Here is a 16540-nt window from a genome sequence, read left to right as displayed (position 1 = left end):
CATGGTCACCCGTCAACGGTGGGCTGTGGCGGTGAGTCCCAGAGGATTTGGGCAAGCTCTCGGACAAGGCCCGAGCGATTCGGTCAACCCCTGCGGGAGGGACACGGTGGAGTCTGACGTGGCGGCGCGGGGCACAGGTACGCGCAGTAAAGGCGGACAGTCCGTGAAGAAGCAGCGCAATGGAACCGTCGAAGTCGACGCCGCGGCACTCAACAGACTGCTGTCGGGTCTGGTGGCCATGCGTGACGGGAACTTCCGCCGGCGTGTGACGGTCTCCGGCGACGGTGTCATGGCCGAGCTCGCGGCGGTCTTCAACGAGGTCGCCGACCGCAACGTGCATCTCACCGGTGAGCTCGCGCGCGTGCGGCGTGTGGTCGGCCGGGAGGGCAAGCTCACCGAGCGGCTGGAGACGGGTGCCTGCGAGGGCTCCTGGGCCGCCGCGATCGACGCGTCCAACGAGCTGGTCGATGATCTCGCGCGGCCTGTCTCGGAGGTCGGGCGAGTGCTGTCGGCAGTGGCCGACGGTGATCTCGAACAGCGGATGGAGCTGCGTTCGCACACGGCCGACGAGACGGTACGGCCGCTGCGCGGCGAGTTCCTGAAGGTCGCCCGCACCGTCAACAACCTCGTCGACCAGCTGTCGGCGTTCACCGAACAGGTGACGCGGGTCGCGGTCGAGGTGGGGACCGAGGGCAAGCTGGGCGGCCAGGCCCAGGTGCGTGGGATGTCCGGGTCCTGGAAGGACCTCACGGACTCCGTGAACACCATGGCGTACCGGCTGACCGCGCAGGTGCGCGACATCGCTTTGGTGACGACAGCGGTCGCCAAGGGGGATCTGTCGCGGAAGGTCACCGTCCATGTGGCCGGCGAGATGGCTCAGCTGAAGAACACCGTCAACACGATGGTCGACCAGCTGTCCTCCTTCTCCTCCGAGGTGACCCGCGTCGCCCGTGAGGTGGGGACCGAGGGCGAGCTGGGCGGACAGGCGACGGTGCCGGGGGTGGCCGGGGTCTGGAAGGACCTGACCGACTCCGTCAACACGATGGCCGGCAACCTCACCTCACAGGTGCGCGGCATCGCCGAGGTGACGACGGCGGTCGCCAACGGTGACCTGTCGCAGAAGGTCCGGGTCAGCGCGCGCGGCGAGGTCGCGCAGCTCGCCGAGACGATCAACCAGATGACCGAGACGCTGCGCACCTTCGCGGACGAGGTCACGCGCGTGGCCAGCGAGGTCGGTGGCGAGGGTCTGCTCGGCGGCCAGGCGCAGGTGCCGGGCGCGGCGGGCACCTGGAAGGACCTCACCGACTCGGTGAACACCGTCTTCCGCAATCTGACGACCCAGGTGCGTGACATCGCCCAGGTGACCACGGCGGTGGCCAGCGGTGACATGTCGCAGAAGGTCACCGTCGATGTGGCCGGCGAGATGCTGGAGCTGAAGAACACCGTCAACACGATGGTCGACCAGCTCCAGTCCTTCGGTTCGGAAGTGACCCGGGTGGCCAGGGAGGTCGGCGTCGAGGGCCGGCTGGGTGGGCAGGCCGAGGTGCCGGGCGCGGCGGGTACCTGGAAGGACCTCACGGACTCCGTCAACACGGCGTTCCGGAACCTGACGGGTCAGGTGCGCGACATCGCCCAGGTGACGACCGCGGTGGCCAATGGCGACCTGTCGCAGAAGGTCACCGTCGATGTGGCCGGCGAGATGCTGGAGCTGAAGAACACCGTCAACACGATGGTGGCGCAGCTGTCCTCGTTCGCCGACCAGGTGACGCGCATGGCGCGGGACGTGGGCACGGAGGGGCGCCTCGGCGGTCAGGCGCGGGTCGACGGCGTGTCCGGTACGTGGAAGGAGCTCACCGACTCCGTCAACTTCATGGCGGGGAACCTGACCTCCCAGGTGCGCCAGATCGCGCAGGTGACCACGGCGGTGGCGCGGGGTGACCTGTCGCAGAAGATCGACGTGGACGCGCGCGGCGAGATCCTGGAGCTGAAGAACACCATCAACACGATGGTCGACCAGCTCTCCGCCTTCGCCGAGCAGGTGACCCGGGTCGCCCGCGAGGTGGGCACGGACGGGCGTCTCGGGGGTCAGGCGCAGGTGCCCGGCGTGGCAGGTGTGTGGCGTGATCTGACCGATTCGGTGAACGGCATGGCCGGGAACCTCACCGCTCAGGTCCGTAACATCGCGCAGGTCGCCACGGCGGTGGCGCGGGGTGACCTGTCGCAGAAGATCGACGTGGACGCGCGCGGCGAGATCCTGGAGCTGAAGAACACCCTCAACACGATGGTCGACCAGCTGTCGAACTTCGCCGAGCAGGTGACCCGGGTCGCCCGTGAGGTGGGTACGGAAGGCATTCTCGGCGGTCAGGCCGAGGTGCAGGGAGTGTCCGGCACGTGGAAGGACCTCACCCAGTCCGTCAACGGCATGGCGAACAACCTGACGCTTCAGGTCCGCAACATCGCCGAGGTCACCACCGCGGTCGCCAACGGTGACCTCTCCAAGAAGATCACCGTCGACGCCAAGGGCGAGATCCTCGAACTGGTGACGACGGTCAACACGATGGTCGACCAGCTGATGAACTTCGGTGACGAGGTGACCCGGGTGGCCCGCGAGGTGGGCACCGAGGGCATCCTCGGCGGCCAGGCCCGGGTGCGCGGTGCCACGGGCATCTGGAAGGACCTCAGCGAGAACGTCAACCTGATGGCCAACAACCTGACCAGTCAGGTGCGGAACATCTCCCGCGTCTCGTCCGCGGTGGCCAACGGCGATCTGACGAAGAAGGTCACCGTCGAGGCGCGTGGGGAGGTCGCCGAGCTGGCCGACACCGTCAACACGATGGTGACGACCCTGTCGTCGTTCGCCGACGAGGTGACGCGAGTCGCCCGTGAGGTGGGCACGGAGGGTGAACTGGGCGGCCAGGCACGCGTTCCCGGCGTCGCCGGTACGTGGAAGGACCTCACCGAGTCCGTGAACTCGATGGCGTCCAACCTGACGGGGCAGGTGCGCCAGATCGCCACCGTCACCACGGCCATCGCCGAGGGCGATCTCACCAAGAAGATCGACATCGACGCGCGTGGTGAGATTCAGGAGCTGAAGAACACCATCAACACGATGGTCGACCGGCTGTCCTCGTTCGCCGAGCAGGTGACCCGGGTGGCCCGCGAGGTGGGCACCGAAGGCCAGCTGGGCGGTCAGGCGCGGGTGCGGGACGTGGACGGCACCTGGCGCGACCTCACCGAGTCGGTGAACGAGATGGCCGGAAACCTGACCCGTCAGGTGCGCGCCATCGCGGCCGTCGCGACCGCGGTGACCCGAGGCGATCTCAATCTCAAGATCGACGTGGATGCCGCCGGAGAGATCCAGTCCCTCCAGGACAACATCAACACGATGATCGCCAATCTGCGCGACACCACCGCCACCAACAAGGAGCAGGACTGGCTCAAGGGCAACCTCGCCCGGATCTCCGGCCTGATGCAGGGGCGGCGCGACCTGGACGACGTCGCCTCGCTGATCATGAGCGAGCTGACGCCGGTCGTCTCCGCGCAGCACGGCGCCTTCTTCCTCGCCATGGCGACGGGAGACGCCGACGCGCTGGGCGCGGACGGCGACCGGGAGGGTGCGTACGAACTCCGGATGCGGGGCAGTTACGGCTACTCCGCCGGCTCCATGCCGACCTCCTTCCGGCCCGGGGAGACGCTCATCGGCACGGCGGCCGAGGAGAAGCGGACGATTCAGGTGGACAACGTGCCGCCGGGGTACCTGAAGATTTCCTCCGGGCTCGGTGAGGCGCCGCCCGCGCATGTGATCGTGCTGCCGGTGCTCTTCGAGGGGAAGGTCCTCGGTGTGATCGAGCTGGCCTCCTTCCAGCCCTTCACCCATATCCAGCGGGACTTCCTCAACCAGCTCGCCGAGATGATCGCGACCAGCGTCAACACGATCAGCGTCAACACCACGACCGAGAAACTGCTGGAGCAGTCGCAGGAGCTCACGGAGCAATTGCGCGACCGGTCGCAGGAGTTGGAGAACCGGCAGAAGGCCCTCCAGGCGTCCAATGCCGAACTGGAGGAGAAGGCCGAGCTGCTGGCCCAGCAGAACCGCGACATCGAGGTCAAGAACACCGAGATCGAAGAGGCGCGACAGGTTCTGGAGGAGCGCGCCGAACAGCTGGCCGTCTCCATGCGGTACAAGTCGGAGTTCCTGGCGAACATGTCGCACGAGTTGCGGACACCGCTCAACTCGCTGCTCATTCTGGCCAAGCTGCTGGCGGACAACGCCGAGGGCAATCTGTCGCCGAAGCAGGTGGAATTCGCCGAGACGATCCATGGGGCCGGTTCCGATCTGCTCCAGTTGATCAACGACATCCTCGATCTGTCGAAGGTCGAGGCGGGCAAGATGGACGTCAGCCCGACCCGGATCGCCCTGGTTCAGCTGGTCGACTACGTGGAGGCGACGTTCCGGCCGCTGACCGCGGAAAAGGGGCTGGATTTCTCCGTACGGGTGTCGCCGGAACTCCCGGCCACGCTGCACACCGACGAACAGCGGCTGCTTCAGGTGCTGCGCAATCTGCTCTCCAACGCGGTGAAGTTCACCGACGGGGGCGCCGTCGAGCTGGTGATCAGGCACGCCGGTGCCGAGGTGCCGAACGCCATTCGTGAGCAGCTGCTGGAAGCCGGTTCACTGCGGGACGCCGACGCCGATCTGATCGCCTTCTCGGTGACCGACACCGGTATCGGGATCGCGTCCAGCAAGATGCTGGTGATCTTCGAGGCGTTCAAGCAGGCGGACGGTACGACCAGCCGCAAGTACGGAGGCACCGGTCTCGGCCTCTCCATCAGCCGGGAGATCGCACGGCTGCTGGGTGGCGAGATCCATGCGGCGAGCGAGCCCGGCCGCGGCTCGACGTTCACGCTGTACCTGCCACTGCACCCGAGCGAACTCCCGCCGCAGGGTTACCCGCAGATCGGCCCCGGACCCATCGAGGTGCACGGTGCGGCGGTCGAGAGCGGCCGGCTTCCCGAGGCCGGCCAGGGGACGGGACAGGGCACGGGACCGGGCTTCCAGACCTTCGGCGAGGCCTCAGGGATGCCGGGGAGCGCGCACGGCCAGGGCGGTGCGGCCGGGCTGTTGAGGCGTCGGCGCAAGGCGCTGGGCGGTGCGCAGCAGCAGCCCGCGCTGCCGCCCCGGGCGGCTTCCCCGGCGGATCGGCAGACCGCTCAGGAGCCGTGGACGCTCGGTGGCCAGGAGGAGCCGGTGGTCCGCAGGACGTTCCGGTTCGGCGGCGAGAAGGTGCTGATCGTCGACGACGACATCCGCAACGTCTTCGCGCTCACCAGCGTGCTGGAGCAGCACGGGCTGTCGGTTCTGTACGCGGAGAACGGGCGCGAGGGGATCGAAGTCCTGGAGCAGCACGACGATGTGACGGTCGTGCTGATGGACATCATGATGCCGGAGATGGACGGCTACGCGACAACCTCGGCGATCCGCAGGATGCCGCAGTTCGCCGGACTGCCGATCATCGCTCTGACCGCGAAGGCGATGAAGGGCGACCGCGAGAAGGCGATCGAGTCCGGAGCATCCGACTACGTCACCAAGCCGGTCGACCCTGATCATCTGCTTTCGGTTATGGAGCAGTGGATGCGCGGAGAGTGATCGAAGATTGAGGGATTATTTCGTGTTCTGTTGACTAGCTGTGTCTGGAGGAGTGTGGGAGCGCGGTTTTCGGGGAACCTTCTGGTCTCCCACCGCGTTTTCCCTGTGTGCACAGTGACATCGCGGTGACAGGGTGTGGTGACGGGCGGGGTGCGGCTACCATGACCGGCACAAGGACGGACGGCGTAAGGGAGCCGTCCCCTGGGGCGGCGCCCGGTGTAATTCCGGGGCGAGGAGGACGGGCCATGGTGCAGAAGGCCAAGATCCTCCTGGTCGATGACCGGCCGGAGAATCTGCTGGCGCTGGAGGCCATCCTCTCTGCGCTCGATCAGACACTGGTTCGGGCATCGTCAGGGGAGGAGGCGCTCAAAGCGCTGCTCACGGACGATTTCGCGGTCATTCTGCTGGACGTCCAGATGCCGGGCATGGACGGATTCGAAACCGCGGCGCACATCAAGCGGCGGGAGCGGACCCGGGACATCCCGATCATCTTTCTCACCGCGATCAACCACGGTCCGCACCACACCTTCCGGGGTTATGCGGCCGGCGCGGTGGACTACATCTCGAAGCCGTTCGACCCCTGGGTGCTGCGGGCCAAGGTCTCGGTCTTCGTCGAGCTGTACATGAAGAACTGCCAGTTGCGTGAGCAGGCGGCGCTGCTGCGACTCCAGCTGGAGGGCAGCGGTCACGGGGGCGCGAACCACGAGAAGGAGCCCGCCGGACTGCTGGCCGAACTCTCCGCACGGCTCGCGGCCGTCGAGGAGCAGGCCGAGGCCCTCTCCAAGCAGCTCGACGACGAGTCGGCGGACGCCGGGGCCGTGGCCACCGCGGCTCACCTCGAACGGAAGCTGACCGGGCTGCGCCGGGCGCTGGACGCCCTGGAGCCCGGCACCAGTGGCGGACCCGCACCCCTTCCCTCGTAAGGCGGCTGTGGACCGTACTGCCCCGCTCCGTCAGGTCCCTTCGGGCCGGTGGGGCGTCAACTGACCTGAGGGCGCGGCCGTTCGGCGGTGGCGTCCCGGTACGGCCGTCCCCGGCCGGTGGGTGTGGCATCGCCGCGGTCCGGTGAGGGCGCGTCAGTTTGCGGCCGCCGTACGGCGACACGGTCGGGTGAACCGGCACGCGCACGTGTTCACTGCCGCGGACACCGGTAACCTCGGCTCCATGGCCTCACGTACGTCCGGCAAGGGTTCCCAGGGCACGGCGGGCACCGCGAAGCGCGTCGGTGGCGGATCGGGTCCGGCGAAGAAAGCCGCGCCCGCGAAGAAGGCCGCTGCCAAGAAGACCGCGCCCGCGAAAAAGGCTCCCGCGAAGAAGGCGGTGGCCAAGAAGGCTGCCGCGCCCAAACCGGCGCCGTCGCCCACCGGTGGTGTGTACCGCCTGGTGCGCGCCGTCTGGCTCGGTACGGCCCACGCCGTCGGTGCGCTGTTCCGCGGCATAGGGCGCGGCGCCAAGGGGCTCGACCCCGCTCACCGCAAGGACGGTGTCGCCCTGCTGCTGCTCGGTCTCGCGCTGATCGTCGCCGCGGGCACCTGGTCGAATCTGCGCGGCCCGGTCGGCGACCTCGTCGAGATGCTCGTCACCGGAGCCTTCGGCCGGCTCGACCTCCTCGTGCCGATACTGCTGGGCGCCGTCGCCGTACGGCTGATCCTGTATCCGGAGAAGCCCGAGGCCAACGGGCGGATCGTCATCGGGCTCTCCGCGCTCGTCATCGGGGTGCTCGGCCAGGTCCACATCGCGTGCGGATCGCCGGGGCGCGAGGACGGCACCGAGGCCATGCAGGACGCGGGCGGCCTCATCGGCTGGGCCGCCTCCAAGCCGCTGATCTTCACGATGGGCGAGGTGCTCGCCGTACCGCTGCTCCTGCTCCTGACCGTCTTCGGGCTGCTGGTCGTGACGGCGACGCCGGTGAACGCCATTCCGCAGCGGCTGCGGCTGCTCGGTTCCAAGCTGGGAATCATCGACCCGGTGTACGACCCCGAGGCGCTGGACGAGGACGAGGACGAGCGGTACGACGAGCAGTGGCGTGAGGCGCCGGCCGCCCGTTCGCGCCGCTCCTCCGTACGCCGGTCCGAGGCGTCGGAGGAGTACGACCCCGACCGGGCGGAGACCGACGCGCTCTCCAAGCGCCGCAGGCCGCGCAGGCCCTCCGTGCAGCCGGCGATGAACCGCACCATGGACGCCGTGGACGTCGCAGCCGCCGCAGCCGCCGCGCTCGACGGGGCGGTGCTCAACGGCATGCCGCCCTCGCCGGTCGTCGCCGACCTCACCCAGGGCGTCTCGGTGGACCGCGAGCGTGCGGGCACCCCGGTGCCCGGCGCCAGGGAGGCGGAGCCCGCCAGGAGGCCGGGGGAGAGGGCGTCCTCGCCCGCCGGGGGCGTACCCGACCTCACCAAGCCGGTCCCCGACCGCTCGCAGTCGCAGCCGCTGCCGCCACGTGCCGAGCAGCTCCAGCTCTCCGGCGACATCACCTACTCGCTGCCCTCGCTCGATCTGCTGGAGCGAGGCGGCCCGGGCAAGACCCGTAGCGCCGCCAACGACGCGATCGTCGCGTCGCTGACCAACGTCTTCACCGAATTCAAGGTCGACGCCGCCGTCACCGGCTTCACCCGCGGTCCCACGGTGACGCGGTACGAGGTGGAGCTCGGTCCCGCCGTGAAGGTCGAGCGGATCACCGCGCTCGCCAAGAACATCGCGTACGCCGTCGCCAGCCCCGACGTCCGGATCATCTCGCCGATCCCGGGGAAGTCCGCGGTCGGCATCGAGATCCCCAATTCCGACCGGGAGATGGTCAACCTCGGCGATGTGCTGCGGCTCGCGGACGCGGCGGAGGACGACCACCCGATGCTGGTCGCGCTCGGCAAGAACGTCGAGGGCGGTTACGAGATGGCCAACCTCGCGAAGATGCCGCACGTCCTGGTGGCCGGTGCCACCGGTTCCGGCAAGTCCTCCTGCATCAACTGCCTCATCACCTCGGTGATGGTGCGGGCGACGCCGGAGGACGTCCGTATGGTGCTCGTCGACCCCAAGCGCGTCGAGCTCACCGCGTACGAGGGCATTCCGCACCTGATCACGCCGATCATCACCAACCCCAAGAAGGCGGCCGAGGCCCTCCAGTGGGTCGTACGCGAGATGGATCTGCGCTACGACGACCTCGCCGCGTTCGGCTACCGGCACATCGACGACTTCAACCACGCCGTGCGCACCGGCAAGCTCAAGACGCCGGAGGGCAGTGAACGGGAGCTGTCGCCGTACCCGTATCTGCTGGTGATCGTCGACGAGCTGGCCGACCTCATGATGGTGGCCCCCCGGGACGTCGAGGACTCGATCGTCCGTATCACCCAGTTGGCCCGCGCCGCCGGTATCCATCTGGTGCTCGCCACCCAGCGCCCCTCGGTGGACGTGGTCACCGGTCTGATCAAGGCGAACGTGCCCTCCCGGCTTGCCTTCGCCACCTCGTCGCTGGCCGACAGCCGCGTCATCCTCGACCAGCCCGGCGCCGAAAAACTCATCGGAAAGGGTGACGGGCTGTTCCTGCCGATGGGGGCGAACAAGCCGACCCGTATGCAGGGCGCCTTCGTCACCGAGGACGAGGTCGCGGCGGTCGTCCAGCACTGCAAGGACCAGATGGCTCCGGTCTTCCGCGACGACGTCGTGGTCGGCACCAAGCAGAAGAAGGAGATCGACGAGGATATCGGGGACGATCTGGATCTGCTCTGCCAGGCCGCTGAGCTGGTCGTCTCCACCCAGTTCGGATCCACCTCGATGCTCCAGCGCAAGCTGCGGGTGGGGTTCGCGAAGGCCGGCCGGCTGATGGACCTGATGGAGTCGCGGAACATCGTCGGCCCCAGCGAGGGCTCCAAGGCGCGCGATGTCATGGTGAAACCGGACGAGATCGACGGGGTGTTGGCACTGATCCGGGGGGAAACCGGTTCGTAAGGGTTTTGCGGGCAACCGTTTCGCCGGGCCGTACGTCAAGTTGAGGGGAGGGAAAGCAGGATGTTCCTCCCCGGGGCGGTCCGGCACGTCAGGCTCTGTTCGAATCTGATGGCGTACAAAGTCATCCTCCCGGTTGCCCCACCCTTTCGTACCCCCCCTAGACTGAACACCCAGCAGGTGGCTCACGCTCGAAAGGCGCCCCCGTGTCCATCGGCAACTCCCCCGAAGACGACCGGCCTTCGATCGGTCGAGTGCTCCAGCAGGCTCGTATCGCCGCAGGTCTCACGGTCGAAGAGGTCAGCACGTCCACCCGGGTGCGCATCCCCATCGTGCACGCGATCGAGGAGGACGACTTCTCCCGCTGCGGCGGCGACGTGTACGCCCGCGGCCATATCCGAACGCTCGCACGTGCCGTAGGCACCGATCCGGAACCGCTGGTTTCGCAGTACGACGCCGAGCACGGCGGCCGTCCCGCGCCCACTCCGGCGGCCCCGTTGTTCGAGGCCGAGCGGATCCGTTCCGAACCCCGGCGGCCCAACTGGACCGCTGCCATGGTCGCGGCCATCGTGGCCGTGGTCGGATTCGTCGGCTTCACCTTCTTCAAGGGCGGTGACGAGCCCTCGACCGCCGGCCAGGTCGCCGAAGGCCCGACGTCCGACAAGATCACCCCCAAGCCGGCGTCCAGCAAGCCCGTCGACCCCAAGCCGGCCCCCTCGGACAGTGCCATCGCGGCAGCGCCCCAGGACAAGGTGACGGTCAAGCTCAGCGCGAGCCAGGGCAAGAGCTGGATCTCCGCCAAGGACCACAACGGCCGGTCCCTCTTCGACGGAACCCTCCAGCAGGGCGAGACGAAGACCTTCCAGGACAAGGAGCGGGTCGACCTCGTCCTCGGTGACGCCGGATCGATCGAGCTCTTCGTCAACGGCAAGAAGGTCGAGGACCAGTTCCAGCCCGGACAGGTGGAGCGGCTCTCGTACACCAAGGGCGACCCCGAGGTCGGCTGACCTCGCGCCCCGGCAGTTCACACAGAGGCGGCGAGCGCCCGGCCATAGTGCCGGGCGCTCGCCGCCTCTGTCACTCCTTGTAACGGTCGAACCCTGCGCGGCGGGGCCAGTGCCGGGACAAAGTAGTCTTGAGCCCATGCCCGAACGCCGTACCGTCGCCCTTGTCACTCTTGGCTGCGCCCGTAACGAGGTGGACTCGGAGGAGCTCGCAGGCCGCTTGGCAGCGGACGGCTGGGAGCTCGTCGAGGATGCCTCCGATGCCGATGTCGCCGTGGTCAACACCTGTGGATTCGTCGAGGCCGCCAAGAAGGACTCCGTCGATGCCCTGCTCGAAGCCAATGATCTGAAGGACCACGGCCGGACCCAGGCCGTCGTCGCCGTCGGCTGCATGGCCGAGCGCTACGGCAAGGACCTCGCCGAGGCCCTGCCGGAAGCGGACGGAGTCCTCGGATTCGACGACTACGCAGACATCTCCGACCGCCTTCAGACCATCCTCAACGGTGGCATCCACGCCTCCCACACCCCGCGCGACCGCCGCAAGCTGCTGCCGATCAGTCCGGCCGACCGCCAGGACGCGGCCGTGGCCCTGCCCGGCCACGCCCAGGAGGCCGCCCCGGCCCCCGCCGATCTTCCGGAGGGAGTCGCGCCGGTCTCCGGTCCGCGGGCACCCCTGCGCCGCCGGCTGGGCACCAGCCCCGTCGCCTCCGTGAAGCTGGCCTCGGGCTGCGACCGCCGCTGCTCCTTCTGCGCCATTCCGTCCTTCCGCGGCTCCTTCATCTCGCGGCGGCCCTCGGACGTCCTCGGTGAGACGCGCTGGCTGGCCGAGCAGGGCGTGAAGGAGGTCATGCTGGTCTCCGAGAACAACACCTCGTACGGCAAGGACCTCGGCGACATCCGCCTCCTGGAGACGCTGCTCCCGGAGCTCGCGGACGTCGAGGGCATCGAGCGGATCCGGGTCAGCTACCTGCAGCCCGCCGAGATGCGCCCCGGTCTGATCGACGTGCTGACCTCGACGCCGAAGGTCGCGCCCTACTTCGACCTGTCCTTCCAGCACTCGGCCCCCGGCGTGCTGCGTGCGATGCGGCGCTTCGGTGACACCGACAGCTTCCTGGAGCTCCTCCACACCATCCGGAGCAAGGCGCCGCAGGCCGGCGCGCGCTCCAACTTCATCGTGGGCTTCCCCGGCGAGACCGAGGCGGACCTCGCAGAGCTGGAACGGTTCCTCACCGGTGCTCGCCTCGACGCCATCGGCGTCTTCGGCTACTCCGACGAGGACGGCACCGAGGCGGTCGGGTACGAGAACAAGCTGGACGCCGACACCATCGCCGAACGGCTGGCGCACATCTCGCAGCTGGCCGAGGAGCTGACCTCGCAGCGTGCCGAAGAACGTATCGGAGAGTCGCTCCAGGTGCTGGTCGAGTCGGTCGAGCCCACCGAGGACGAGTCGCGCGCCGTGGGCCGTGCCGCCCACCAGGCGCCCGAAACGGACGGGCAGGTGCTCTTCACCGCACGCGAGGGACTTGTCCCGGGCCGTATGGTCGAGGCAAAGGTAGTGGGCACCGAAGGCGTGGACCTGGTGGCCGAATGCTGTGAACTTGCGGAGGTAGCCAGATGACCGGAGCACCGGCATCCGCGGCAGGTGGTACCGGCGCGACGCCGGTCCGCGGCGGAAAACTGGGTGCTGCGGCCGTCAATCAGGCCAGCCTGTGGAACATCGCCAATCTGCTCACCATGGCGCGGCTGGTGCTGGTCCCCGGGTTCGTCGTGCTGCTGCTCCACGACGGCGGATACGACCCGGCCTGGCGTTCCATCGCCTGGGCCGCGTTCGCCGTCGCGATGATCACCGATGTGTTCGACGGGCATCTGGCGCGCAAGTACGACCTGGTCACCGACTTCGGGAAGATCGCCGACCCGATCGCGGACAAGGCGATCATGGGTGCGGCGCTGATCTGCCTGTCGTACCTCGGTGATCTTCCCTGGTGGGTCACGGGCGTGATCCTCTTCCGCGAGCTCGGCATCACGGTGCTGCGGTTCTGGGTGATCCGGCACGGCGTGATTCCAGCCAGTCGTGGCGGGAAGATGAAGACGCTGGCGCAGGGGACCGCTGTCGGGATGTACGTCCTGGCGCTGACCGGTCCACTGGCCACGATGCGCTTCTGGGTGATGGCGGTGGCCGTCGTGCTGACGGTCGTCACCGGCCTGGACTATGTCCGCCAGGCCGTCGTGCTGCGCCGTCAGGGGCGCGCGGAGGAGAAGACGGCCGCGGCCCAGGAAGCTGCCGAGAACGCCGAGGCGGCTCTGGAGAGCGCCAAGGGGGAGGGACAGACCCCCTTCTCCCGCCGCACCGGGACTGCCGGGGCGGTCTCCGAGGGACTCAGCGGCGCGGAGCAGGCCTCCGGCCGCCGTGGCGCCGCCGAGCAGGCCTCCGGGAACCGCGGCGCCGCGGAGGCCGAGCGGTGACAGCCGCGGCCCAGGTGCTGCGGCTGCTTGTCTCGCGGGGCGAGACACTTGCCGTCGCCGAGTCGCTGACCGGCGGCCTCGTCGCGGCCGAGCTGACGTCCGTACCTGGTGCCTCGCAGGCGTTCCGAGGGTCGGTGACCGCCTACGCGACCCCCCTCAAGAGTGAAGTCCTGGGCGTGGACGCGGAGCTTCTGGCAGCACGAGGGGCAGTGGACGCCGAGGTCGCGCGCCAGATGGCGGCAGGCGTACGCCGGGCGCTCGGCGCAGACTGGGGAGTGGCGACAACCGGTGTCGCGGGCCCCGAGCCACAGGACGGCCAACCGGTCGGAACGGTCTTCGTCGCAGTCTGCGGGCCCTGTGACACCGGGAAAGTGGCCGCGCTGCGGTTGAACGGTGGACGGGCGGACATCCGTAGAGAGAGCGTACGGAGCGTGCTCGAACTGCTCTCCGGCGAACTCGGCGGGTACGCGAGCGCACAGGATACGGAACACAACGGGGGGAATTGATGTTTGCAGCCCTGAGTGAACACGACATCGCTCCCCGCACGGCCGCAGCGCTAGGCGGTACGGTGGGGCGTGAAGGATGCGGCTACGCGGTCCGAGGAGGGAGCCACCGATGATTCTGCTCCGTCGCCTGCTTGGTGACGTGCTGCGTCGGCAGCGCCAGCGCCAAGGCCGTACTCTGCGCGAAGTCTCCTCGTCCGCCCGAGTTTCGCTCGGCTATCTCTCCGAGGTGGAGCGGGGGCAGAAGGAGGCATCCTCCGAACTGCTCTCCGCCATTTGCGACGCGCTGGATGTACGGATGTCCGAGCTCATGCGTGAAGTGAGCGATGAGCTGTCCCTGGCTGAACTGGCCGAGTCGGCAGCAGCCACTGATCCGGTACCAGTACCGGTGCGCCCCATGCTCAATTCCGTCTCCGTTTCGTCGGTGACGGGTGTACCGACGGGGCGGGTGACCATCAAGGCGCCTGCGGAAGCGGTGGATGTCGTCGCCGCCTGACCCGCTCGGTTCGGTGTGAAGCCGGAGCCCCGGTCCTCCCCTCAGGGGGCGGGCCGGGGCTTCGGTGCGTCCGGGTGAGGTGCGGGGGATGTGGCGGACGGGGTGTTGGAGGGCTTTCGGCGGGCAGGCGCATGGATGAGACCGGGAAACGATCTCGTCGAGCGTTTCCCCGAATGACCGTTTTGCTTCGTTTGTGCCATCGTGGTTCGTGCTGAACGGAACGGATACCAGATCGGAGACGTGCATGTCTGTGGTGAAGAGCCCGCTGTCCGAGACCGACCTCAAGTCCGTGGGAGATGCCCTTCAGGGCGCTCTGGTGGACCTCGTCGACCTCTCGCTGGTGGCCAAGCAGGTCCACTGGAACGTGGTGGGGCCTCGGTTCAGGTCCGTGCACCTTCAGCTCGACGAGGTCGTCGACACCGCCCGTCAGCACTCCGACACGGTCGCCGAACGAGCCTCTGCGCTGGGCGTCAACCCGGACGGGCGGTCGGGGACGATCGCGAGGACTACGGCCATCGACTCCGTGCCCGAGGGCTGGGTCAAGGACGTCGATGCCGTACGGACCCTGGTCGACGCCCTGAGCGTGGTGATCGGCCGGATGCGTCAGCGGATCGAGGTGACGGGCGACCCCGACCCCGTCAGCCAGGACATTCTCATCGCGCTGACCGCCGACCTGGAGAAGCACGCGTGGATGTTCCAGGCGGAGAGCGCCTGACCGGGCTGTCCGCCCCCACCCGACAGGCTTTCCCGCCTGGCGGGGCCCCATTCCAACCGGCCTGCCCGGGATCGGGCAGAGGTCGGTACGTACGACGCAAGGAGCTGTGATGACCGACGAAAGCGCGAAGGACAAGCTTGCAGGCAAGGCCAAGGAGGCCATGGGCAAGATGGCCGGCAACAAGCGCATGGAGTCCGAGGGCAAGACGGACCAGGCGAAGGGCAAGGCCAAGGGCGCCATGGGCGAGGCGCGGGAGCGCGCCGAGGGCGTCAAGGACTCCCTGACCCGCGACGACAAGGGCTGAGCGGCAGTCGGCGGAGCCCCCACCGGGAAGCGGTGGGGGCTCCGCTCTGGACAGGGCCCGCTGCGGGGATACGCGATCCGGCGGCCGGGCGGCCGGGCGTGCGTGCGCGTGTGTGCGACTGCGGCGTGTGCACGACCGCGGCATGTGCGCCGGTACTGCGCCGGTGCGCTCTCCCACCGGGGATCGCGCCGGACTAGGGTCTTCCGTTCGGATCAGGACGGATTCCCCGAACCCGCAATGCTCCGAACGACAGGCCCCGGGGTTCGCCCGAAGGAGGCAGCCATGGTGCGGCGGTGGGTGCCGGCGCTCGTGCTCGGCGGTGTGTGGTGGTGGGCCGTACTGCGGCTGGTGCTGGAGCCTGCGCACGCGGGTCCGGTCGAGGGAGCGGTGGCGGCGGGCGGATGGGGGCTCAGCCTCCTGCCTGTGCATGTGGCCGAGACGGTCCGGCCGACCGGGATCTTCGACGCGGGCACGGGTTTGCTGCGGCGGTGCGCCGAGGGCGTGCGTGAGGCGGGCCGTGCCTTGCGGTCACTGATATCGCAGTCGTCGATACCCGGCTCGTCGGTACCGGGCTCGTCGATATCCGGCTCGTCGCGGCGAGAGGCCGGCCGGGCCTGGCGTGCGTCGGCCCTCTCTGGTCGCGCGAAGGGCTTGTCCTGGCGCATGGGCGGGCGGTCCTGGTCCGTCGGCAGGGCGTGGCGCGCTACCAGGGCATGGCGACGCCGCCGTTCGGGCGGAGGATCTGGCCGGTCATGAAGGCCGACGCGTCCGATGCCAGGTGCACCACGGTGTGTGCGACGTCATCGGGTTCGCCGACCCTGCCCAGCGGCGATATGCGCGCCATCGTGGCCTCGGCCCGGTGCTGCTGCTCCGCGTCGTGGCGGGCGGTCATGGGGGTGCGGATCCAGCCGGGCGCGACCGCGTTGACCCGGATGCCGTGAGGGCCCAGCTCGGTCGCCAGAGTCTTGGTCAGCTGGACCACAGCGGCCTTGGCCGCGCTGTAGCAGAGCAGGCCCGGGCTTGCGGAGTCGACCGCGCCCGAGGCCATCGTGATCAGCGAGCCGGGCGCGCTGCGCGCGACCATTCTGCGGGCCGTTTCCTGGCAGGCGTACAGGACCCCCTTGAAATTGACCGAGAGCACACGGTCGAGGTCCTCGTCCGCGGTCTCCAGGACACTGCTCGTATGCATGATCCCGGCAACGGCGGCCAGGATGTCCAGATCGCCGGCGGCCGCGACCGCGGCCCGGACCTGGTTGCGGTCGGTGACATCGTGCGGATGCGTGTGGGCTTCGCCACCTGCGGCAGTGATCAGGTCGAGGGTCTCCAGGAGGCCCTTCTCGTCGAGATCGGCGCAGTGGACGCGGGCGCCGGCCTCCGCCAGCAGGACGGCGGTGGCACGGCCGATTCCGCCGGCGGCGCCGGTGACGAACGCGGAGCGGCCGGTGAGGTCGTACGCGGCGAGAGGCATGACC

At 68.8% G+C, this 16540-nt stretch carries 11 protein-coding genes; 10 read left to right on the top strand and 1 reads right to left on the bottom strand.

The genetic code is table 11. The annotated features are described in order from the left end of the window. Positions 1-163: 163 nt before the first annotated feature. From OG912_RS06340 to OG912_RS06295, 10 genes are all read left to right on the top strand, one after another. The gene (locus OG912_RS06340; protein ID WP_327708551.1) at positions 164-5647 is read left to right on the top strand and encodes a HAMP domain-containing protein; all 5484 of its coding nucleotides are present in this window, start codon (positions 164-166) and stop codon (positions 5645-5647) included. Positions 5648-5892: 245 nt separating this feature from the next. Continuing rightward, entirely contained in the window at positions 5893-6570 is a 678-nt protein-coding gene (locus OG912_RS06335; RefSeq protein ID WP_327708550.1) for a response regulator, read from the top strand. A gap of 241 nt (positions 6571-6811) precedes the next feature. Continuing rightward, on the top strand, positions 6812-9586 hold the full coding sequence (locus tag OG912_RS06330; protein WP_327708549.1) for a DNA translocase FtsK: 2775 nt from the start codon (positions 6812-6814) through the stop codon (positions 9584-9586). A gap of 203 nt (positions 9587-9789) precedes the next feature. Continuing rightward, positions 9790-10590, top strand: coding sequence for a helix-turn-helix domain-containing protein (locus OG912_RS06325; RefSeq protein ID WP_326739224.1), 801 nt, complete (start codon positions 9790-9792; stop codon positions 10588-10590). A gap of 136 nt (positions 10591-10726) precedes the next feature. Continuing rightward, the gene (gene rimO, locus OG912_RS06320) at positions 10727-12205 is read left to right on the top strand and encodes a 30S ribosomal protein S12 methylthiotransferase RimO (protein WP_326739225.1); all 1479 of its coding nucleotides are present in this window, start codon (positions 10727-10729) and stop codon (positions 12203-12205) included. Beyond that, positions 12202-13050, top strand: a complete 849-nt coding sequence (gene pgsA, locus OG912_RS06315; RefSeq protein ID WP_327708548.1) for a CDP-diacylglycerol--glycerol-3-phosphate 3-phosphatidyltransferase — start codon at positions 12202-12204, stop codon at positions 13048-13050. Before rimO ends, pgsA begins: the two co-directional genes overlap by 4 nt. After that, positions 13047-13556 (top strand): CinA family protein, encoded by a 510-nt coding sequence (locus OG912_RS06310; protein WP_327708547.1) that lies wholly within the window; start codon positions 13047-13049, stop codon positions 13554-13556. The genes pgsA and OG912_RS06310 overlap by 4 nt, the downstream gene beginning before the upstream one ends. A 109-nt stretch (positions 13557-13665) precedes the next feature. Further along, positions 13666-14049 carry a helix-turn-helix domain-containing protein gene (locus OG912_RS06305; protein ID WP_326739228.1) on the top strand — a complete coding sequence of 128 codons (384 nt, stop codon included), beginning with the start codon at positions 13666-13668 and terminating at the stop codon, positions 14047-14049. A gap of 244 nt (positions 14050-14293) precedes the next feature. Next, entirely contained in the window at positions 14294-14764 is a 471-nt protein-coding gene (locus tag OG912_RS06300) for a Dps family protein (RefSeq protein WP_326739229.1), read from the top strand. A 109-nt stretch (positions 14765-14873) separates the two neighbouring features. Continuing rightward, complete coding sequence (locus OG912_RS06295; protein ID WP_326739230.1) at positions 14874-15068, top strand: CsbD family protein; 195 nt, start codon at positions 14874-14876, stop codon at positions 15066-15068. Positions 15069-15771: 703 nt separating this feature from the next. Here OG912_RS06295 and OG912_RS06290 read toward each other — a convergent pair. Then, the gene (locus OG912_RS06290) at positions 15772-16536 is read right to left on the bottom strand and encodes an SDR family NAD(P)-dependent oxidoreductase (protein ID WP_327708546.1); all 765 of its coding nucleotides are present in this window, start codon (positions 16534-16536) and stop codon (positions 15772-15774) included. Positions 16537-16540 lie beyond the last annotated feature (4 nt).

The organism is Streptomyces sp. NBC_00464 (assembly GCF_036013915.1).
Taxonomy (GTDB): domain Bacteria; phylum Actinomycetota; class Actinomycetes; order Streptomycetales; family Streptomycetaceae; genus Streptomyces.
Note: the sequence above shows the minus strand (reverse complement) of the source record. Positions and strands in the feature narration are given on the sequence as shown.